Source organism: Curtobacterium sp. MMLR14_010 (assembly GCF_001865015.1).
Lineage (GTDB): Bacteria > Actinomycetota > Actinomycetes > Actinomycetales > Microbacteriaceae > Curtobacterium.
Window position 1 is genome coordinate 84,083 of record NZ_MJGV01000018.1, and the last position, 18,796, is coordinate 102,878.

Below are 18,796 nucleotides of genomic sequence, written 5' to 3' on the forward strand. Positions count from 1 at the left end.
GATCAGTACCAGTTGAAGGACTGGCTGTGGCCCCAGGCGCCACACGGGGTGCCGTAGACGCCGGAGATGTAGTTCAGGCCCCAGGTGATCTGCGTGGCGGGGTTCGTCTGCCAGTCGGCACCGGCGGTCGCCATCTTGCTGCCGGGCAGGGCCTGCGGGATGCCGTAGGCGCCACTCGGGTTGTAGGCGTTGACGCGCCAGCCGGACTCCTTGTTCCACAGGGAGACGAGGCAGCTGTACTGGTCGTTGCCCCAGCCACGGGCGGTGACGAGCTCGAGTGCGATCGCCTGTGCGCTGCCCGGGTCGGGCGTCGCGGCGACGGCGGCGATGCTGTTGGACGGGGTGACTGCGGCGGCGGTCGGGGACGCAGATGCGGTCGGGGTCGCTGCGTCGTCGGTCGTCGTGTCGTCCGTCGCCGTCACGGCCGGAGCGGGCTTGACGACCTTCTTCGGCACCGGCTTGGTGATGTCGTAGCTGTCGCGGGTCACGTCGAAGGCGGCGTAGGTGCCGTGCGCGCTGAACTGCTGCGGCGCCGCGGGGGCCTTCGTGAGCACCGGGGTGTCGACGGCGGCCTGGGCGACGTCGGCCTGCAGCGGGTTGAACAGCGAGCCACAGGCCAGCAGGGCGACCGCGAAGAAGGAGAGCGCCGGCACGTTCGAGCGGCGGCGCATGAAGCCGTTGAGCGTGGCGTCCGACGAGGGACGACGTGCCTGCGGGGCGATGCGGTTCTTCGGGCTGGTGCGGGACACGGCGCCGCGGCGCTGCTTGACGACGCGGGGGTCCGACGGCGTGGCCGGGCTGACGCGGTTGGCCGCCACCGACTTCGGCGCGACCGGCGCGGGAGCCAGGCCCTGCTGCGTGGAAGTCGGTGCGGTCGGGTCCACCGACTGCACCGGGGTCTCCGCCGTGCGGGTTCGGTTCAGTGCCGCGCGGCGCTCGCTGACCTGGTGGTCGAGCTGCTGCCGGGATGCGCGGTCGGAGCTGAGGTCTGCCGTGTGCCTGCCCATGAGTCTGACCAGGATAACGGAACGATCACGGAAAGCGAAGCACCTGGCACCAGCGCGTCGCGCCGGGGTCCGTCGACGGGTCAGCGGACGGCGAGCATGACCTCGACGACGGCGTCGAGGAGTGCGTCGACCTGGGCCTCGCGGTACCCGCCGTGCTTGGGGCGGAACACGATGGAGCGGACCTCGGTCAGGCTCAGCGGCTTGCCCTCGCGGAAGTAGCCACCCAGCCGCTGCGCGAAGGCGTCGACGTCCTTCGGGTGGTACCCGGTCGCCAGGACGTTCACGCGGTGGAAGCGCTGACCGTCGGGGCGGTCCAGGCGCTCGACCACGTCGGACGCCTTCGTGCGGGCGTCGGCGTACCAGGTCTTCTGCCCGACGTCGGCGATCTCGCGCTCGCGCTCCCGAGCGGCGAAGGCGTCCTCGAGGCGCTCGAGCGCGGCGTCGACGTGCTGGGTCGAGTACCCGCCCTTCTTCATCGAGAAGGCGGTCGCGCGGATCTTCGCGGCCTCGAGTCCCGGGGCGCTGTCGTTCGCGGTGTAGGCGCGGCGGGCGTCCTCGAGGAAACGGTCGACCTCGTCGACGTCGTAGCCGAGGACCGAGCGGGGAGTTGTCGGGAACGTCGTGGGCACGGCGTCATTCTGCCAGCACACCACCCTGGGACCCGCTGGACGCGCGGGGCCACCGAACCGCTCGGGTCAGTGGTTGACGATCAGGTAGAGCACGTAGCCGACGGCCGCCGACGGCAGGATGCTGTCGATCCGGTCGAGCAGGCCGCCGTGGCCCGGCAGGAACGACGAGATGTCCTTGATGCCGAGGTCGCGCTTGATCATCGACTCGGTCAGGTCACCGAGCGTCGCCGAGCCGGAGATGAGCACGCCGAGGATGATGCCGAACCACCACGGCATCTCGAGCATGAGCCACGACACCAGGATGCCCATGACGATGCTGGCCGCGACGGAGCCGGCGAAGCCCTCCCACGTCTTCTTCGGGCTGATCCGCGGCGCCATCGGGTGCTTGCCGAGGTTGAGCCCGGTGGCGTACGCCCCGGTGTCGACCGCGACGACGACGAGGATGAAGCCGACCACCCAGAAGTTGCCGCGGTCGAGTGCCGACAGGAGCACCACGCACGCGCCGAGGAGCGTGACGTAGGCCTGCACGAACAGCCCGTTCGTCAGGTCGCGGACCACGTTGCCCCTGGACGGGCGCGGCCGTGCGACGGCGACCTCGACCAGCCGCCAGACCGAGATGAGGACGATCCCGCCGAGGATCGTGAAGAGCGCCTGGACCTGTCCGCCGAGGAACGCCGCCGGCACCATCGCGACCGCCGTGGCGACGCTCGGGATGCGCGGGACGTCACGGCCGGCGAAGCGCATCGCGCCCGCGAGCTCCCACACGCCGAAGCCGAGCAGGAACGCGGCGACGACCATGAACGACGGGGTCCAGAGCAGCAGTGACCCGAGCATCACGACGGCGAACGCCAGCGCGATCGCGATCGCTGCGGGCAGGTTGCGCCCGGTGCGCGCGGTCAGGGCCTCGTTGCGGGCGTCGAAGGACGCACGGCGCGCGTCGAACGACGCCCGGCGCTGGCGGAGCTGGGCCTCGAAGTCCGTCCGTGCGGCGCGGGCCCTGGCATCGAAGTCCTGCCGGAGGCCCTTCGCCGACGGGCGGGGGTCATCTGCTGTCGGGCGGTCGGCGCCCTCGTCGTGACGCCGCATCAGACCTCGAGGAGTTCGGCTTCCTTCTTCTTCAGCGACTCGTCGATCAGGTCGACGTGCTTCTTCGTCAGGGCGTCGAGGTCCTTGTCGCCACGAGCGATGTCGTCGTCGGAGACCTCGCCCTTCAGGGCCTCGAGGTCGTCCTTGGCCTTGCGACGGATGTTGCGGATGACGACCTTGTGGTCCTCGCCCTTGCCACGCACGAGCTTCACGAACTCCTTGCGGCGGTCCTGGGTGAGCTCCGGGATCGTCACGCGGACGATCTCGCCGTCGTTCGTCGGGCTGGCGCCGAGGTTCGGGAAGGTCGCGATGGACCGCTCGATCTCCTTCAGCGCCGTCTTGTCGTACGGCGTCACGATGAGCGTCCGTGCCTCTGGCGTCTGCAGGGACGCCAGCTGCGCCAGCGGCGTCGGCGAGCCGTAGTAGTCGACCGGGATCTTCTGGAAGAGCGCGGCGTTGATGCGCCCGGTTCGGACGGTGGCGAAGTCGTCCTTGGCGACCTCGACGGCCTTCGCCATCTTCGCGGTCGCGTCGGTCATGACATCACTGATCACGGTGGGTCTCCTTCGGTACGTCGTCGAGTCTAGTCAGGCGCTCGGGTCAGTTGCTGACCACGGTGCCGATGCGCTCGCCCCGGATGGCGGCAGCGACGTTGCCCTCGCCCTCCATGCCGAAGACGTGCATCGGCATGCCGTTGTCCATGCAGAGCGAGAACGCGGTGGCGTCCACGACCTTGAGTCCCTGCAGCAGGGCGTCCTGGTACGTCACGTGGCGCAGCTTCTCGGCGGTCGGGTCCTTCTTCGGGTCCGCGGAGTACACGCCGTCGACGCCGTTCTTGGCGACGAGGACCTCGGTCGCGCCGATCTCGAGCGCACGCTGCGCGGCGACCGTGTCGGTGGAGAAGTAGGGCAGCCCGGCGCCGGCACCGAAGATGACGACCCGGCCCTTCTCGAGGTGCCGCTCGGCGCGCCGCGGGATGTACGGCTCGGCGACCTGGGTCATGCTGATCGCGGACTGCACCCGGGTGGCCGCACCGGCCTGCTCGAGGAAGTCCTGGAGCGCCAGGGCGTTCATGACCGTGCCGAGCATGCCCATGTAGTCGGCACGCCCGCGGTCCATGCCGCGCTGCGAGAGCTCGGCGCCGCGGAAGAAGTTGCCACCACCGACGACGATCGCGACCTCGACCTCGCGCGCGGCCTCGGCGATCTGCTTGGCGATGGTGGCGATGACGTCGGGGTTGACCCCCAGGGAGCCGGCGCCGAACGCCTCTCCGGAGAGCTTCAGCAGGACCCGTCGGCGTCCGGTCGTCTCGTCGGTCATGTGTCGCACCCTTCGTCGAATGTCTCGTGGGAATCTACCCGGCCGGAGCCGGTGCGGCGGAGGCAGGTGGAGCCTCCAGACCGTCGCACGCGCCGCAGCGCGCAGAAACGGGGCCAGGAACCGATGTGGTTCCTGGCCCCGTCACGGGTTCGTTACGCGCCGACCTTGACGCGGGCGAAGCCCTGGATCGTGATGCCGGCGTTGGCGGCGGCCTTCGCGACGGAGATCTTGTTGTCCTTCGCGTAGTCCTGGTCGAGGAGCGACACCTGCTTGATGTAGGCGTTCACCCGACCCTCGACGATCTTCGGGAGGGCGGCCTCGGGCTTGCCCTCCTCACGCGTGATCGCCTCGACGGTGGCGCGCTCCTTGGCGATCTCGTCGGCCGGGACCTCGTCGCGCGTCAGGTACGTCGGGTTCGCGAACGCGACGTGCTGCGCGATCGAACGGGCCTCGGCCGCGTTGTCGCCCTCGTAGGCGACGACGACGGCGATCTGCGGGGGCAGGTCCTGGCTCGTCTTGTGCAGGTAGATCTCGAAGGAGGAGCCCTCGACACGGCGGACCGTGCGGACCTCGAGCTTCTCGCCGAGCGCTGCGGCGTTCTCGTTGACGACGTCGAGGACGGTCTTGCCGTCGAGCGGGGCCTGGTTGGCCGACGCGACGTCGGTGGCGCCCGCAGCGGCGACCGCGGCGAGGACCTTGTCGGCGAGGGTGGTGAACTTCTCGTTCTTCGCGACGAAGTCGGTCTCGCTGGCCAGCTCGACGACGGTGGCGGCACCGTTGTCGGCGGTCGCGACGACGACGCCCTCGGAGGTGGCGCGGTCATCGCGCTTGGCGACGGCCTTGGCACCCTTGATGCGGAGCAGCTCGACGGCCTTGTCGTAGTCGCCGTCGGCCTCGACGAGCGCGTTCTTCGCGTCCATCATGCCGGCCCCGAGGTCCTCGCGGAGCTTCTTCACGTCCTGTGCGGTGAAGTTTGCCATTGGCTGGCGTCCTTTCTGGACTGTGCGTGTGTGGGGATCGAGCGGAGTCGAGGGCGCCGAGCCGTGTGGCCCGGCGCCCTCGGACACTCACTCGGCGGGGGTGGTCTCCGCAGCGGCAGCGGCCTCGGCGGTCGGCTCGGCGTTCTTCGCGGCGTCGGGGATCGGCTCGCCGATCTCCTTGTCCGCGACCTGCGCGTCCGCGTTGTTCTCCTCGACCGTGCTGCCCTCGGGGGCGGCGTCGGCGGCCGGCGTCGCGCTGTCGCCACCGAGGAGCTCCTGCTCCCACTCGGCGAGCGGCTCGGTGGCCTCGTCGTCGTCGCCACCGTTGTGGCGGGTCTTGAGGCCCTCGGCTGCGGCGTCCGCGATGATGCGGGTCAGCAGGCCGACGGAGCGGATCGCGTCGTCGTTGCCCGGGATCGGGTACGTGATCTCGTCGGGGTCGCAGTTGGTGTCGAGGATGCCGATGACCGGGATCCCGAGCTTCTGCGCCTCGTCGACGGCGAGGTGCTCCTTCTTGGTGTCGACGATCCAGAGCGCGCTCGGGGTCCGCGTGAGGTTGCGGATGCCGCCGAGGGTCTTGTGGAGCTTGTCCAGCTCGCGCTTCTTGATGAGGAGCTCCTTCTTGGTGAAGCCCTTCGTCGTGTCGTCGAAGTCGAGCTCCTCGAGCTCCTTCATGCGCGCGAGGCGCTTGGACACCGTCTGGAAGTTCGTGAGCAGACCGCCGAGCCAACGCTGGTTGACGTACGGCTGGCCGACGCGGGTCGCCTGCTCGGCGATGGAGCCCTGCGCCTGCTTCTTGGTGCCCACGAAGAGGATCGTGCCACCGTGCGAGACCGTCTCCTTGACGAAGTCGTACGCGCGGTCGATGAACGCCAGCGACTGCTGGAGGTCGATGATGTGGATGCCCGAGCGCTCGGCGAGGATGAAGCGCTTCACCTTCGGGTTCCACCGACGGGTCTGGTGTCCGAAGTGGACGCCGCTGTCGAGCAGCTGGCGGATGGTGACGACGGCCATGTGCCGTCCTCCTTCTGTGTTCTCGGCGCACGGCATGACCGTGCACCTGGTGCGGTTGTGTCGACCACGACCGGAGGTCGTGGTCCCTGGTGCCCTGACACGCGACCGCCCGCTCGTGAGAGCGGGACCGATGATCGGGTGCGTTGCGTGGACACGCGAAGTCAGCGCGCCACGGCGCGCTGCTGGGGTCGATGTTAGCAGAAGGGAGGCCCGGATCACGTGCGCCGATCGGCGATGGTGATCCGGGCCTCCCGTCCGGCACTGCGGTGGTGACTAGGCCTTGGCGGCGCTCGTCTCCCCCTCGGCGGAGATGCCCATCTCCTCGAGCGAGCGGCCCTTCGTCTCGGGGATCTTCGCGATCACGAAGAAGAACGAGATGAGGGCGAACAGCGCGTAGATGCCGTACGTGACGGTGAGGTTGAAGCCCGACAGGACCGGGAACGAGATCGTGACGATGAAGTTCGCGACCCAGTTGGCGGCCGACCCGATGCCGAGCGCGGTCGCACGGATCCGGTTCGGGAACATCTCGCCGAGGAGCACCCACATGAGCGGACCCCAGGTGGCGCCGAACGAGACGACGAAGAGGTTCGCGAAGATGAGCGCGATGATGCCCCAGGCACCCGGCAGGCTCGGCTCGCCGTCGACCATCACGGACTGCGAGAAGGCGATGGCGACCATGGCGAGCGAGACGAACATGCCCGCGGATCCGGCGACCAGGAGCGGCTTGCGACCGACCTTGTCCACCAGGAAGATCGCGATGAAGGTCACCGCGACATTCACCACCGAGGTGATCGTCGAGATGAGGAACGAGTCGCTCTCCTTGAACCCGACGGCCTGCCAGAGGGTGGTCGAGTAGTAGAAGATCACGTTGATGCCGACGAACTGCTGCAGCACGGCCAGGATGATGCCGACCCAGACGATGGGCTGCAGGCCGAAGCGGTTGCCGCGGATGGAGCCCTTCTTCTCGTTGGCTTCCTTCTCGATGCCGTCCTGGATCTCCTCCAGGCTCGTGTTCACCGTGTCGCGGGGCACGATCTTCGTCATGACCTCGCGGGCGTCGTCCTTCCGGCCCTTCGTGAGCAGGTAGCGCGGCGACTCCGGCAGCGTGATCGCCAGGATGCCGTAGACGATCGACGGGATCACGCCGACCAGGAACATCCAGCGCCAGGCCGGCAGACCGGCGACCTCGGCCGAGGCGCTGCCAGCCGTGACCGCGAAGAACTGGTCGGAGAGCAGGGCGGCGAAGATGCCGAGCGTGATCGCGAGCTGCTGGAACGAGGCCAGCCGCCCACGGATCGCCTTCGGGGAGACCTCGGAGATGTACGCGGGGGCGATGACCGACGCGGTGCCGATGCCGAGACCGCCGATGAGGCGCCACAGGACGAAGTCCCACGTGGCGAACGCGAAGCCCGACCCGATCGAGGAGACGAAGAACAGCACGGCTGCCCAGAACATCACCCGGGTGCGGCCCCAGCGGTCAGCGAGACGGCCGGCGAAGTAGGCGCCGAACGCACACCCGATGAGGGCCGAGGCGACCGCGAAGCCGCTGGCGCCCTCGGACAGGTCGAACTCGCCCTTGATGGCCTCGACGGCGCCGTTGATGACCGACGAGTCGAATCCGAAGAGGAAGCCACCCACGGCCGCCGCGATGGCGAAGAGGGTCACCTTCCCCTTGAACGCACGGTCTTCTCCGTGCCCGGTTGCTGTGTTCGACACGATGCTCCTGGGTTCTGCCGCCGTGCGGGATCGTGCACGGTGCCCCGGCGGTCGACTGGTTCGCCGGCCGGGCGGCGTTGCGTGGTCCGGAGCGGCCTCGACGATACTCCCCGAGCGGCTGGTGGTCATAACCAGGTTCGCGGGGCCTTCTTGATCCCCGTTGTCTCCGTTGCCGACTCGGAACGACAACGTCGCTGTCGTACGACGTCGACGGTGTCGCGCGATGGCTCGGCTCGCCTCCGCCGTCCCACCACAGCCGGGAGGCTCGCCCCACCCTCCACAGATCCGCCTGCGCCCGCCACCGGTCGCCGCCCGATCGCCACGCTGGTCCCATGGACCGCCTCACCCTGGTGCTCGCGCTGCTCGGGCTCGTCTGCACGACGGCACTCGCTCCGACTCCGCCCCGCGCTCCTGGCGCCGCCGGGACCGATCTCGGTGGTGCGAGTCCCGGTGGTGCGGGTCCCGGTGGAGCGGCTCCCCCGTGGGTGTGGCCGACCGGGTCGCGCGTGGTCGAGCGCCCGTGGGAACCGCCCGCGGACGACTACGCGGCCGGGCATCGCGGCATCGACGTCGCTGCGGCGCTCGGCACCACGGCGGTCGCGGTCGACGACGGCGTCGTGACGTTCGCCGGTGCCGTCGGCGGCCGGCCCGTCGTGACGATCGACCACGGCGGAGGGCTCGTGAGCACGCTCGACTCGGTGCAGCCCTCGGTCGCGCGGGGTGACACCGTCGGGCAGGGTGAGGCCGTGGGGCTCGTGGCCGTCGGACACTGCCCTGCCGAGGACCCGTGCCTCCACCTCGGCGCGAGGCTCGACGGCCAGTACGTCGACCCGACGCCCTACCTGTCCGCCGCCGCGTGGCCGGTGTTGCTCCCCGAATCCGCCTGGCCGCGGTGACGGTACGCCGGGCACGGCGGCTCAGGCGCGGGGGTGCGCCGTTCGGTAGACCTCGCGGAGCCGTGCCGAGGACACGTGCGTGTAGATCTGCGTCGTGCCGAGGCTCGCGTGGCCGAGGAGGTCCTGCACGGCGCGGAGGTCCGCTCCCCCGTCCAACAGGTGCGTCGCCGCGGTGTGCCGGAAGGTGTGCGGGCCGCTCGGCCCCTCGCCCGGCAGGTCCTGCAGCAGCCGCGCGACCACGCGGTAGGCACTCCGGACCCCGAGGCGCCCACCGCGGTCACCGAGGAACAGCGCCGGCAACGCCGTCCCCGCTGCCCGGGCAGCCAGCACGGGACGCCCTCGCGCGAGCCAGGCCTCGATCGCGTCCTGCGCCGGCACGCCGAACGGCACGACGCGCTCCTTGCCGCCCTTCCCGAGCACCCGCACCGTCAGGCGTCCGCGGTCCACCGCCGTGACGTCGATGCCCACGAGCTCACTGACGCGGATCGCCGCGGCGTAGAGGAGCTCGACGAGCGCCAGGTCGCGCAGGGCCACGGGGTCGTCCCCGCTCGCACGCCCGGCGAGCCCGTCGAGCAGCTCCCGCACCTGGTCAACGGAGACGACCCTCGGCAGGTGCGACGCGCCCTTCGGCGCCCGCAGGCGGACACCGGGGTCGTTCGGCAGGACGCCGTTCTCGCTCCCCCACCGGGTGAAGGCCCGGACGGAGGACGACCGCCGCGCGATGCTCGACCGGGCGAGACCACGCTCGTTCGACGCCCAGAGCCAGTCGCGGAGCACCTCGAGCGACAGGTCCTGCACGGCGTCGAGCCCGCGGGCCTCGGTGAAGCAGAGGAGGTCCTCGAGGTCGCCCCGGTAGGCCCGCACCGTCTGCTCGCTGAGCCCCCGCACGTGCAACGCGTCGGCGAGGAACGCCGAGACCGCGCCACCGAGTGACCCGCCACGACCGTCCATGCGCCAAGACTAGGCACCCGCCCGTCATCGCGCTGCCCACCCGTCCGGGCGTCGGACGACAAGTCCCTGCAGTTCCGCCAGCGCCAGCGCGTCCGTGGCAGCCGCGACCGAGAGCCCGGACCGCCGAGCGACCTCGGTCACGGGTGTAGGACGTCGTCCGAGGGCGTCGACGGCCCGGACCACCTCCGGGTCCTCCGATGCCGAACGCAGCGGCACGGCGTCCTCCGGCTGCGCTGATGGCCCCCCGGCAGCCTCGAGTGCCGCGCGCACCGGGTCGTCCGGCTGGACCGCGAGCTGCGCCCGACCCTGCGCGACGAGCCGGTGGCACCCGAAGGACGCCGGGGACGAGAACGCGCCCGGTACGGCCAGCACCGGTCGCCCGAGCTGCGCCGCGTGGTGGGCAGTGTTGAGCGCCCCGGACCGCGCGCCGGCCTCGACCACCACGGTCGCGTGCCCGAGCGCCGCGATCAACCGGTTGCGTGCGAGGAACCGCCACCGCGTGGGACGGGTCCCCGGTGGTGACTCGGCGAGGATGAGTCCCTGGTGGCCGACGGTCCGGAGGAGCTCGACGTGTCCGGCGGGGTAGAGCTGGTCGATCCCACCGGCGAGCACCGCCACCGTGGGCGTGCCGGCGGCGATCGCCACCCGGTGTGCCACGGCGTCGATGCCGTACGCCCCGCCGCTGATCACCGAGCAGCCGGCATCGGCAGCCGCGGAGGTGATCTCCGCCGTGGCCTCGGCCCCGGCGAGCGTGTTCGCGCGACTGCCGACGACCGACAGGCACGGGCGCCGCAGTGCTCCCGCCGGACCACGGAGCCGACCGCGCCCCCAGAGCACGAGCGGGGCGTGGGCACCGAGGTCGGTCAGGCGCTCGGGCCAGTCCGCGTCCCCGGGCAGCAGCAACGCGCTGCCCACCCGGCGTGCGGACGCCACCACCGCCGCGACGTCGAGCGCGTGGGTCCGCGGACGCCACCGGGCGACTGCCGCCACGAGCGCCGTCTCGAACGCCGCGCCCTCACCGGGGCCGACGACGCCCGCGTCCAGACACGCACGGACGAGCACGGCCACGTCGCGGTGCACGGACTCGAGCACGAGGGCGAGCGCACGGGCTGCCCCGAGGGCCTCGACGAGGACCCCCGCGGTCGAGTCGCCCGGCTCCACGAGCGAGCTCCAGGCGACCCGGGCAAAGGCATCCTCGGTGTCGACCGTCCCCTCGTGCACCTCGCCGAGGTCCACCGGTCGTCCCTCGCCTCCGAACCCGCTCACAGCGCGCTCCGGAGCCCGATCGCGGCGCGGACCTGCGGCTCACCGGGGAGATCGACCCCGTCGAGGTCGGCCAGCGTCCACGCGAGTCGCATCACCCGGTCCCACCCGCGCATGGTGAGCGTGCCGAGGTCGAGCGCCCGGTCCAGGTCCTTCGTCGACCCGGGTTCCGCGCGGCCAGCGCCTCGGAGCCAGCTCCCCGCGACCTCGGTGTTCGTGGTCCAGCCCGTGCCCTCGAGCCGGGAGCGCATCCGGGAACGCGCGGCCACCACGAGCGCCCGGGCCTCGGCGCTCGTCGGCGTGGTGCCCGCCGCTCGTCGGATCGCGCCCGTGGTGACGCGTTGGACCTGCACCCGGATGTCGATCCGGTCGAGCAGCGGCCCGGACAGCCGTCCCATGTACCGACGCAGCGTCATCGCCGTGCAGTCGCAGGGCGGTGCACCGGATCCGGGCAGGGAACCGGCGTTCCCGCACGGGCACGGGTTCGCGGCGAGGACGACCTGGCACCGCGCCGGGAACTCGGCAGCACCAGCGGCACGGTGGACCGTGATCCGTCCGGACTCGAGCGGCTGCCGCAGCGCGTCGAGCACGACCCGGGGGAACTCCGGTGCCTCGTCGAGGAACAGCACCCCGCGGGTGGCGCGGGACACGGCACCCGGCCGGATCGTCCCGGAGCCGCCGCCGATGAGCGCGACCGCCGACGCCGAGTGGTGTGGGGCTTCCCATGGCGGCCTCGGTGTCCACGACCGGGCACCGAGCCCGGCGACCGACCGGACCGCAGCGACCTCGAGCGCGGCGTCGGAGTCGAGGTCGGGCAGCAGTCCTGGCAGCCGTTCGGCGAGCATCGTCTTGCCGGCGCCGGGCGGCCCGAGCAGCAGCGCGTGGTGTCCACCGGCGGCGGCGACGATCATCGCGTGCACCCCGACCTCGTTCCCCACGACCTCGGCGAGGTCCACGGCGCGCTGGGGCCGCTCCGGTGGCAGGTCCGTGAGCACGGGCTCGACGTCGACCGGTGGCAGGAGGGCGCCCGCGTCGATGGCCGCGCCGCGGAGCGAGTCGACGCCGTGCACCGTGACGCCGGGCACCACCCGTGCCTCCTCCACGTTGCCGACGGGGACGACCACCCGCTCGATGCCGGCGTCACGCGCCGCGAGCGTCATCGGGATCACCCCCGGCACCGGACGGACCCGTCCGTCGAGACCGAGCTCACCGACGTAGGCGACACGCGCCGAGGCGCGAGGTGCACCGCCAGCAGCGGCGAGGACCGCCATCGCGATCGCGAGGTCGAAGCCCGACCCGCGCTTCGGGATGGCGGCTGGCGTCAGGTTGACCGTGATCCGCCGGGCGGGCAGTGGGCACCCCGCGTTCGCCGCTGCCGACCGCACCCGCTCGCGGGCTTCGCCGAGGGACGTGTCGGGCAGTCCGATGATGCTGAAGGCGGGCAGCTGGCTGGTGAGGTGGGCCTCGACCTCCACCAGCCGACCGCTGACGCCGAGGAGCGCGACGGCGGACGCCCGGCCGATGTCGGTCATGCGACGGCCTCGACGTGCTCGACCACCGTTCGGTCACCCATGACGTGCACGGCGATGGCGTCGATGCGGATCGCCCGCGCCGAGTGGTCCGGGTGCGCGGCGAACCACGCGGGCACGAGCCGTCGGAGGCGCAGGAGCTTCTGCGGCGTGACGGCCTCGAGCGGATGACCGGTCGACGCCCCAGCCCGGGTCTTGACCTCGACGAAGACCAGGTCCTCGGCCGAGCGGGCGACGATGTCCAGCTCTCCCCGCGCGCAGCGCCAGTTCCGATCGACGATCACGTACCCGTGCCGTTCGAGCCAATCGGCGGCGATCGCTTCGCCGCGGGCTCCCAAAGTGACTGTTCCCATGCGGTAATCGTCGGGAAACGTCGATCGGGGATCTGCAATGCGCCGTCATCTGTGGAGAACGACAACGATTTCGCACCTGTGGTGGAACGAAAGAACCCGGCCGACCATTCGGTCGACCGGGTTCTCGAAGAACGTGAGGATCAGTGCGCTGCGGCGTACGCTTCCTGCACCTGCGTGGAGATGCGCCCACGGCTGGAGACCTCGTAGCCGTTCTCCTTGGCCCATTCACGGACCTTCGCGAGTTCTTCCGAGTTGCCGCGCTTGGGGGCCGACTTCGGAGCGGCGGTCCCGCCAGTGGTACGACGACCGCTCACCTTCCGGGCAGCGGCGATGTAGTCGGAGATCGCGTCGCGGAACTTGTCGACATTGTCGTTCGACAGGTCGATCTCGTACGTGGAGCCATCGAATGCGAATTCGACGGTACGGCCATCTCCGGCGGTGATGGGCGAGTCATCGAGATCGTCGACGAGCTGGACGGTGACCTTCTGTGCCATTGCGTGCTCCTTGCGCGTGGGGGTGGAAATCCCCTCCACAGTATCCGGCGGACCGGAAATGCGCACAATTCTCCCGGCGGTTCACGATGACGACGTCGGAATTGCGTCTACTCGTCGAGTGCGAGTTCCTTCGGCAGTTCGAGTTCACGCGTGGTGAGTTCCTCGACATTGACGTCCTTGAACGTCAGCACGCGGACGGACTTCACGAAGCGGTCGGAACGGTAGACATCCCAGACCCACACGTCGGTCATCGTCAGTTCGAAGTAGAAGTCGTGCTCGGTGTCCCGGCGCGCGAGCTCCACCTCGTTGGCGAGGTAGAACCGGCGCTCGGTCTCGACCACGTAGCGGAACTGCGCCACGACGTCGCGGTACTCACGGTAGAGAGCGAGCTCGACCTCGCGGTCGTAGTCGTCGAATTCGTCATCATCCATTGCGGCACCAGTCTACGGCGCAGATGGCACCGAGACGACGCGCCATCGACCGATCACACAACGGGGGCCGCCAGCTCGTCGAAGCCGTCCAGCGCCACGCTCGATGCCGCGTGCAGCCAGCTCTTCCGGTGCAGCGCGTGCGGTCCGACCGCGCGGATGGCGTCGTAGTGCGCCGTCGACCCGTAGCCCTTGTTCGACGCCCAGGCGTAGTGCGGCGCGTCGTCGTGCGCCGCGACCATCAGCGTGTCCCGCTCGACCTTCGCCACCACGGAGGCCGCTGCCACCGAGGCGCAGTCCCGGTCCGCCTTGACCCGCACGGTGACCTCGAGCGGCGAGGTCTCCACCAGGGTCGGCGGCAGGGCGCGGGACAGCCAGTCGAAGGAGCCGTCGAGCACGACCACGGCGCCCGCGAAGGACACACCGGAGTCCGCCAGTGCCGAGAGCGCCCGCGCCCCGGCCAGTCCGAGCGCCGGCACGATCCCCTGCTCGTCGACGTACTCGGCGGACGCCATGCCGACGGCCGTGCGGGCCCACCTGGTCACCACCGGCACGAGTTCGGTGCGGCGGGCGGCCGAGAGCAGCTTCGAGTCCGCCAGGCCCTGCGGTACACGACGGACGTCGATCGTGACCGCTGCCGCACCGACCGCGACCGGCCCGGCGATGGCGCCACGGCCGACCTCGTCGACGCCGATGACCGTCACGCTCCCGGCGGCGAAGAGCGACTTCTCCACGCGCAGGGACGGACGGACCGGGGTCACTGGTGCTTCTCCTCCACGCCGGCGAAGACGTTCGGGTAGTCGTCGAGCCACGTCCACCGGCTGGTCGGCCAGGAGATCACGAAGGCCCGACCGGTCACGTCGGACAGCGGCACGAAGCCCTTCGACGGGGTGTCGCCGTTGTAGCGGGAGTCCTTGGAGTCGTAGCGGTTGTCGCCCATCACCCAGATGGTGCCCTTGGGGACGGTGACCGAGAAGTCGGTGCCGGAGGCCCGGGTCTCGCCGGCGGGGAGCTTGAGGTACGGCTCCTTGAGCGGCACGCCGTTGACCGTCATCTGCCCGAGGTCGTTGCAGCACGCGACCTTGTCGCCCGGCAGACCGATCACGCGCTTGATCAGGTGGTCGTCGCTGTCGCCGGTGCCGAGGCCGACCTGGGTCAGCAGCCAGTCGATCGCGCGGGCCGGCTGCGAGGTCGGCGTGACGCTCGGCACCTCGGCGCCGGTCAGCCACCCGCCCGGGTCCTTGAACACGACGATGTCGCCGTGCTTGAGCGAGACGGTGTCCGGGACGAGCTCGTTCACGATGACCCGGTCGTCGATCTGCAGCGTGTTCTGCATCGACGCGGACGGGATGTAGAACGAGCGGATCAGGAAGGTCTTGACCAGGAACGAGACCAGGAGTGCCGCGACGAAGATGATGAGCAGGTCCCGCAGGAAGGTGAGCACACCGTTCCGCTGCTTGGTGGCACGAGGCCGACGCCCGTCGTTCTCGGTCGTGTCGGTCATGCCATCCTCGTCGTCAGGAACCAGCGTCCGGCGCCGCGCTCGAGCGGGACCGGGGAACGGGAGAGCCCCCCGTCCGATGCACAACCGTACATGGACGAGGGGCCGTCAGTGGCGTCGGCTCGCGACGCTCACTGTGAAGGCGATCAGTTGTCGCGCTTCTCCTTGATCTTGCGACGAGCCGCCTTGCCGCGCAGTTCGCGGAGGTAGTACAGCTTGGCGCGACGGACGTCACCGCGGGTCACGATCTCGATGTGGTCGATGATCGGCGAGTGCACCGGGAACCAGCGCTCGACGCCGACCTGGAAGCTGACCTTGCGGACCTTGAAGGTCTCACCGATGCCGTGGCCCTGGCGGCCGATGACGACGCCCTGGAACACCTGGACACGCGAGCGCGTGCCTTCGATGATGTTGACGTGGACCTTGACGGTGTCACCCGCGCGGAAGTCCGGGACGTCGGTGCGCAGCGATGCTGCGTCGACGTTGTCGAGGAGTTGGCTCATGAGTCAGTTCACTCTCTGCGGACGCACACGGGTCGCCGCGGATCGGTGGTGGGAACGAAGTGGTGTGCCCGGTGTCGGCGACTCCCCCGTGGCAGAGTCCAGCCAGGGCACAGCTGTCCATACTGCCACAGCTCCCGTACGCCGCACAACGCCGGACCGGGGAGGATGGTCCCATGATCGAACTCCGCACCCCGACCGAACTCGACGGACTCCGCGTCGCCGGCCGGTTCGTGGCCGACGTCCTCGACGAGCTGCTCCGCACGGTCGACGTGGGCGTCGACCTCCTCGACCTCGACCGGGTGGCCGCACAGATGATCGCCGACCGCGGCGCCGTCAGCTGCTACGTCGACTACCACCCGTCGTTCGGCAACTCGCCGTTCGGGCACAACCTCTGCACGAGTGTGAACGACGCCGCACTCCACGGACTCCCCCACCACCGCGTGCTCGTCGACGGTGACCTCGTCAGCCTCGACTTCGCCGCGAGCGTCGACGGCTGGGTGGCCGACTCCGCCGTCACCGTGCAGGTCGGCACGCCTCGGGAGGAGGACCAGCGCCTCATCGACACGGTGGAGCGGGCCCTGGCTGCCGGCATCGCGCAGGCGCGTCCCGGCAACCGGCTCGGTGACGTCTCGGCCGCGATCGGGGCGGTCGAGCGCCGGGCCGGCTACGACGTCAACCTGCAGTTCGGCGGTCACGGGGTCGGGCGCACGATGCACGGCGAACCGCACGTCCCGAACGACGGTCGGCCCGGTCGCGGCCTCAAGCTCCGCCCCGGCCTGGTCGTCGCGATCGAGCCCTGGCTCATGCAGGGGACCGACGAACTCGTGCAGGACGCGGACGGCTGGACGCTCCGGAGCGTCGACGGCTCTCACGCCGCGCACGTCGAGCACACCGTCGCGGTCACCGAGACCGGACCCGAGATCCTCACCCTGCGCGCGAACGCGCGCACCTGACGGGCTGACGGGCTGCCGGACTGACGGACTGGAGGCTCGGCGCGACCTGGCACCGAGCCTCCAGTCCGGCACACGGTCCCACCCACACCGCGTGCGATGGCAAGCGAGAACGCGCGTGGGTGGTCGGAAGATCCGACCACCCACGCGCGATTCGACCTGCCACGCGCGATTCGACCTGCCGCGGGGAACGCGACAGGGAAGGGCGCTGGCTACGCGTCGGGCAGCAGGTCCGGGCGGACGCGCCGCGTCCGCTCCACCTGCTGCTCGTGCCGCCACGCGGCGATGCGCCCGTGGTGGCCGGAGAGCAGGACCTCGGGCACGTCGTGGTCACGCCAGGCGGCGGGCTTCGTGTACGAGGGGTACTCGAGCAGGCCGTCCTCGTGGGACTCCTCGACGAGTGACTCGGGGTTGCCGACCACGCCGGGCACCAGGCGACCGACGGCCTCGATCATGGCCATGGCTGCGACCTCGCCGCCGTTGAGCACGTAGTCGCCGAGGGACAGCTCGACGACCGAGCACCGCGACGCCGCCCACGCGAAGACGCGGGCGTCGATGCCCTCGTACCGCCCGCAGGCGAAGACGAGGTGGTCGTGGTCCGCGAGCGACCGGGCGATCGACTGCCGGAACGGCGTGCCGGCCGGGGTCGGGACGACGAGCGTCGACGACCCGTCGGGACGCAGGATCGCGTCCAGCGCCTGGGCCCACGGCTCGGGCTTCATCACCATGCCGGCACCGCCGCCGTACGGGGTGTCGTCGACGGTGCGGTGCCGGTCGGTCGTCCAGCTGCGCAGGTCGTGCACGTGCAGGTCGAGGAGCCCGCCCTGCCGCGCCTTCCCGAGGAGCGAGACGTCGAGGACGCCGAAGAACTCCGGGAAGATCGTGACGATGTCGATGCGCACGGCGCTAGGACTCGTCGTCGGGGGCGGGACTCGACGCGACGGCGGACGGCGGCTCGGGCGTCGCCATCTCGGCGATCGGGTCCTCGAACAGGCCGGTCGGCGGGGTCACCGTGACGGTGCCGGCGGCGATGTCGACCGCCGGGACGATCGCGGAGACGAAGGGCACCAGGACCTCGCCACGGTCGTCGGTGTCGACGGCGAGCAGGTCCTGCGCCGGCATGTGGTCGACGCGGGCGACCGTGCCGACCTGGACGCCGTCGCGGAGGACGCGGAGGCCGACCAGCTGGTGGTCGTACCAGGCGTCGTCCTCGCCCGTCTCCTCGTCGGGGTCCTGGTCGACCCAGAGGATGGCCCGTGCGAGGGTCTCGGCGCCGGAACGGTCCGTGATGCCCTCGAAGAAGGCGACCGCGTGGCCGTTGTACCAGCGGAGCTCGTCGATGGCGAGCGTCTTGCCCGACCAGGGAGAGTCCTCGGGGACCTGGAGCGTGAAGACCGCTCCGTGCGTGAACCGACGATCCGGGTCGTCGGTGTAGAGCTCGAGCTTGAGACCGCCCTTGAGCCCGTGCGCCTTGGTGATGCGACCCACCCGGACCTGGGTCGCCTCGTCAGGAATCGGAGTCGACCACGTCGACCCGCACCCGCTTGCCATCGGCCAGAGCCGTGACGAGGGTGCGGAGCGCCTTGGCGGTCCGACCGGCGCGTCCGATCACGCGGCCGAGGTCCTCGGGGTGCACGTGCACCTCGAGGACCTCGCCCCGCGCGGAGGTGGAACTGGCGACGCGCACGTCGTCAGGGTGATCGACGATCCCCTTGACGAGGTGCGTCAGCGCAGATTCGAGCAAGGTCGTTACGCCTCGGTCGTCTCGGCGTCGTCGGCCGACTCGGCGGGAGCGGCCGGGGCCTTCTTCTCCGTCTTCGGCTTGAGGACGGCCTTCTTGGTCGAGTCGACCGTGAAGGGCTGCTTCGGCTCGGCGACCTTCACCTTGGAGGTGGTGTCGGCCTCGCCCTTGAACTTGGCCCAGTCACCGGTGAGCTTGAGGAGTGCGGCGACCTGCTCGGTCGGCTGTGCGCCGACGCCGAGCCAGTACAGTGCGCGCTCCGACTCGATCTTGATGACCGAGGGCTCCTCGGTCGGGTGGTACTGACCGATCTCCTCGATGACGCGACCGTCGCGCTTGGTGCGCGAGTCGGCGACGACGACACGGTAGTACGGCGCCCGGATCTTACCGAGACGCTTGAGACGGATCTTGACAGCCACAAATGCTCCTGTTGCG

Annotated in this window: 23 protein-coding genes; 2 read left to right on the forward strand and 21 right to left on the reverse strand. The window is 70.6% G+C overall.

Annotated features, from left to right (window positions below; translation table 11 throughout):
- Positions 1–2: 2 nt before the first annotated feature.
- From BIU98_RS19760 to BIU98_RS02985, 8 genes are all read right to left on the reverse strand, one after another.
- Positions 3–1,007: a lytic transglycosylase domain-containing protein gene (locus BIU98_RS19760; RefSeq protein ID WP_254787777.1), complete on the reverse strand. Its 1,005-nt coding sequence runs from the start codon at positions 1,005–1,007 to the stop codon at positions 3–5.
- Positions 1,008–1,087: 80 nt separating this feature from the next.
- Positions 1,088–1,636 carry a DivIVA domain-containing protein gene (locus BIU98_RS02955; RefSeq protein WP_071271198.1) on the reverse strand — a complete coding sequence of 183 codons (549 nt, stop codon included), beginning with the start codon at positions 1,634–1,636 and terminating at the stop codon, positions 1,088–1,090.
- 66 nt (positions 1,637–1,702) lie between these two features.
- Positions 1,703–2,722, reverse strand: coding sequence for a phosphatidate cytidylyltransferase (locus BIU98_RS02960; RefSeq protein WP_083392913.1), 1,020 nt, complete (start codon positions 2,720–2,722; stop codon positions 1,703–1,705).
- Entirely contained in the window at positions 2,722–3,276 is a 555-nt protein-coding gene (gene frr / locus BIU98_RS02965; RefSeq protein WP_071271201.1) for a ribosome recycling factor, read from the reverse strand. The genes BIU98_RS02960 and frr overlap by 1 nt, the downstream gene beginning before the upstream one ends.
- Before the next feature lie 46 nt (positions 3,277–3,322).
- Positions 3,323–4,042, reverse strand: a complete 720-nt coding sequence (gene pyrH, locus BIU98_RS02970) for a UMP kinase (RefSeq protein ID WP_071271204.1) — start codon at positions 4,040–4,042, stop codon at positions 3,323–3,325.
- Positions 4,043–4,194: 152 nt separating this feature from the next.
- Complete coding sequence (tsf, locus tag BIU98_RS02975) at positions 4,195–5,022, reverse strand: translation elongation factor Ts (protein ID WP_071271207.1); 828 nt, start codon at positions 5,020–5,022, stop codon at positions 4,195–4,197.
- Positions 5,023–5,109: 87 nt separating this feature from the next.
- Positions 5,110–6,036: a 30S ribosomal protein S2 gene (gene rpsB, locus BIU98_RS02980; protein ID WP_071271210.1), complete on the reverse strand. Its 927-nt coding sequence runs from the start codon at positions 6,034–6,036 to the stop codon at positions 5,110–5,112.
- 273 nt (positions 6,037–6,309) lie between these two features.
- On the reverse strand, positions 6,310–7,752 hold the full coding sequence (locus tag BIU98_RS02985) for a sugar porter family MFS transporter (protein ID WP_071271213.1): 1,443 nt from the start codon (positions 7,750–7,752) through the stop codon (positions 6,310–6,312).
- Between the two features lie 332 nt (positions 7,753–8,084).
- On the opposite strand from BIU98_RS02985, the gene BIU98_RS02990 reads away from it, so the two are divergent.
- Positions 8,085–8,648, forward strand: a complete 564-nt coding sequence (locus BIU98_RS02990; RefSeq protein WP_083392914.1) for a murein hydrolase activator EnvC — start codon at positions 8,085–8,087, stop codon at positions 8,646–8,648.
- Positions 8,649–8,669: 21 nt separating this feature from the next.
- Here the strand turns inward: BIU98_RS02990 and BIU98_RS02995 are convergent, their stop codons facing one another.
- The 9 genes from BIU98_RS02995 to rplS form a co-directional block, all read right to left on the reverse strand.
- Positions 8,670–9,599, reverse strand: coding sequence for a tyrosine recombinase XerC (locus BIU98_RS02995; protein ID WP_083392915.1), 930 nt, complete (start codon positions 9,597–9,599; stop codon positions 8,670–8,672).
- A 24-nt stretch (positions 9,600–9,623) separates the two neighbouring features.
- Positions 9,624–10,865, reverse strand: coding sequence for a DNA-processing protein DprA (gene dprA / locus BIU98_RS03000; RefSeq protein ID WP_071271216.1), 1,242 nt, complete (start codon positions 10,863–10,865; stop codon positions 9,624–9,626).
- Positions 10,862–12,394, reverse strand: coding sequence for a YifB family Mg chelatase-like AAA ATPase (locus BIU98_RS03005; RefSeq protein ID WP_071271219.1), 1,533 nt, complete (start codon positions 12,392–12,394; stop codon positions 10,862–10,864). Before BIU98_RS03005 ends, dprA begins: the two co-directional genes overlap by 4 nt.
- Positions 12,391–12,744 (reverse strand): YraN family protein, encoded by a 354-nt coding sequence (locus BIU98_RS03010; RefSeq protein ID WP_071271222.1) that lies wholly within the window; start codon positions 12,742–12,744, stop codon positions 12,391–12,393. Before BIU98_RS03010 ends, BIU98_RS03005 begins: the two co-directional genes overlap by 4 nt.
- Before the next feature lie 140 nt (positions 12,745–12,884).
- On the reverse strand, positions 12,885–13,238 hold the full coding sequence (locus tag BIU98_RS03015; protein ID WP_071271225.1) for an Lsr2 family protein: 354 nt from the start codon (positions 13,236–13,238) through the stop codon (positions 12,885–12,887).
- 107 nt (positions 13,239–13,345) lie between these two features.
- Positions 13,346–13,669, reverse strand: a complete 324-nt coding sequence (locus BIU98_RS03020) for a DUF2469 family protein (RefSeq protein ID WP_071271228.1) — start codon at positions 13,667–13,669, stop codon at positions 13,346–13,348.
- A gap of 53 nt (positions 13,670–13,722) precedes the next feature.
- Positions 13,723–14,427: a ribonuclease HII gene (locus BIU98_RS03025; protein ID WP_071271231.1), complete on the reverse strand. Its 705-nt coding sequence runs from the start codon at positions 14,425–14,427 to the stop codon at positions 13,723–13,725.
- Positions 14,424–15,170 carry a signal peptidase I gene (gene lepB / locus BIU98_RS03030; RefSeq protein ID WP_071271234.1) on the reverse strand — a complete coding sequence of 249 codons (747 nt, stop codon included), beginning with the start codon at positions 15,168–15,170 and terminating at the stop codon, positions 14,424–14,426. Before lepB ends, BIU98_RS03025 begins: the two co-directional genes overlap by 4 nt.
- Before the next feature lie 143 nt (positions 15,171–15,313).
- Positions 15,314–15,670 carry a 50S ribosomal protein L19 gene (gene rplS, locus BIU98_RS03035; protein WP_071271237.1) on the reverse strand — a complete coding sequence of 119 codons (357 nt, stop codon included), beginning with the start codon at positions 15,668–15,670 and terminating at the stop codon, positions 15,314–15,316.
- 173 nt (positions 15,671–15,843) lie between these two features.
- Here rplS and map point away from each other — a divergent pair, with 173 nt between their 5' ends.
- Positions 15,844–16,623 carry a type I methionyl aminopeptidase gene (gene map, locus BIU98_RS03040; RefSeq protein ID WP_071271240.1) on the forward strand — a complete coding sequence of 260 codons (780 nt, stop codon included), beginning with the start codon at positions 15,844–15,846 and terminating at the stop codon, positions 16,621–16,623.
- Between the two features lie 209 nt (positions 16,624–16,832).
- Here the strand turns inward: map and trmD are convergent, their stop codons facing one another.
- The 4 genes from trmD to rpsP are packed head-to-tail and all read right to left on the reverse strand — an operon-like array spanning position 16,833 to position 18,780.
- Positions 16,833–17,522 (reverse strand): tRNA (guanosine(37)-N1)-methyltransferase TrmD, encoded by a 690-nt coding sequence (trmD, locus tag BIU98_RS03045; RefSeq protein ID WP_071271242.1) that lies wholly within the window; start codon positions 17,520–17,522, stop codon positions 16,833–16,835.
- 4 nt (positions 17,523–17,526) lie between these two features.
- Complete coding sequence (rimM, locus tag BIU98_RS03050; protein ID WP_071271245.1) at positions 17,527–18,108, reverse strand: ribosome maturation factor RimM; 582 nt, start codon at positions 18,106–18,108, stop codon at positions 17,527–17,529.
- 19 nt (positions 18,109–18,127) lie between these two features.
- Entirely contained in the window at positions 18,128–18,364 is a 237-nt protein-coding gene (locus BIU98_RS03055) for an RNA-binding protein (protein WP_071271248.1), read from the reverse strand.
- A 5-nt stretch (positions 18,365–18,369) separates the two neighbouring features.
- Entirely contained in the window at positions 18,370–18,780 is a 411-nt protein-coding gene (rpsP, locus tag BIU98_RS03060; protein WP_071271251.1) for a 30S ribosomal protein S16, read from the reverse strand.
- Between the last annotated feature and the right edge of the window lie 16 nt (positions 18,781–18,796).

Excerpts from the sequence above, each read along its gene's own strand:
- BIU98_RS02960 (WP_083392913.1), bottom strand. The coding sequence starts at position 2,722 with ATGCGGCGTCACGACGAGGGCGCCGACCGCCCGACAGCAGATGACCCC.
- BIU98_RS02995 (WP_083392915.1), bottom strand. The coding sequence starts at position 9,599 with ATGGACGGTCGTGGCGGGTCACTCGGTGGCGCGGTCTCGGCGTTCCTC.
- BIU98_RS03005 (WP_071271219.1), bottom strand. The coding sequence starts at position 12,394 with ATGACCGACATCGGCCGGGCGTCCGCCGTCGCGCTCCTCGGCGTCAGC.
- BIU98_RS03010 (WP_071271222.1), bottom strand. The coding sequence starts at position 12,744 with ATGGGAACAGTCACTTTGGGAGCCCGCGGCGAAGCGATCGCCGCCGAT.
- map (WP_071271240.1), top strand. The coding sequence starts at position 15,844 with ATGATCGAACTCCGCACCCCGACCGAACTCGACGGACTCCGCGTCGCC.
- BIU98_RS19760 (WP_254787777.1), bottom strand. The coding sequence starts at position 1,007 with ATGGGCAGGCACACGGCAGACCTCAGCTCCGACCGCGCATCCCGGCAG.
- BIU98_RS03015 (WP_071271225.1), bottom strand. The coding sequence starts at position 13,238 with ATGGCACAGAAGGTCACCGTCCAGCTCGTCGACGATCTCGATGACTCG.
- pyrH (WP_071271204.1), bottom strand. The coding sequence starts at position 4,042 with ATGACCGACGAGACGACCGGACGCCGACGGGTCCTGCTGAAGCTCTCC.
- BIU98_RS03020 (WP_071271228.1), bottom strand. The coding sequence starts at position 13,669 with ATGGATGATGACGAATTCGACGACTACGACCGCGAGGTCGAGCTCGCT.
- BIU98_RS02990 (WP_083392914.1), top strand. The coding sequence starts at position 8,085 with ATGGACCGCCTCACCCTGGTGCTCGCGCTGCTCGGGCTCGTCTGCACG.
- lepB (WP_071271234.1), bottom strand. The coding sequence starts at position 15,170 with ATGACCGACACGACCGAGAACGACGGGCGTCGGCCTCGTGCCACCAAG.
- rplS (WP_071271237.1), bottom strand. The coding sequence starts at position 15,670 with ATGAGCCAACTCCTCGACAACGTCGACGCAGCATCGCTGCGCACCGAC.
- rpsB (WP_071271210.1), bottom strand. The coding sequence starts at position 6,036 with ATGGCCGTCGTCACCATCCGCCAGCTGCTCGACAGCGGCGTCCACTTC.
- tsf (WP_071271207.1), bottom strand. The coding sequence starts at position 5,022 with ATGGCAAACTTCACCGCACAGGACGTGAAGAAGCTCCGCGAGGACCTC.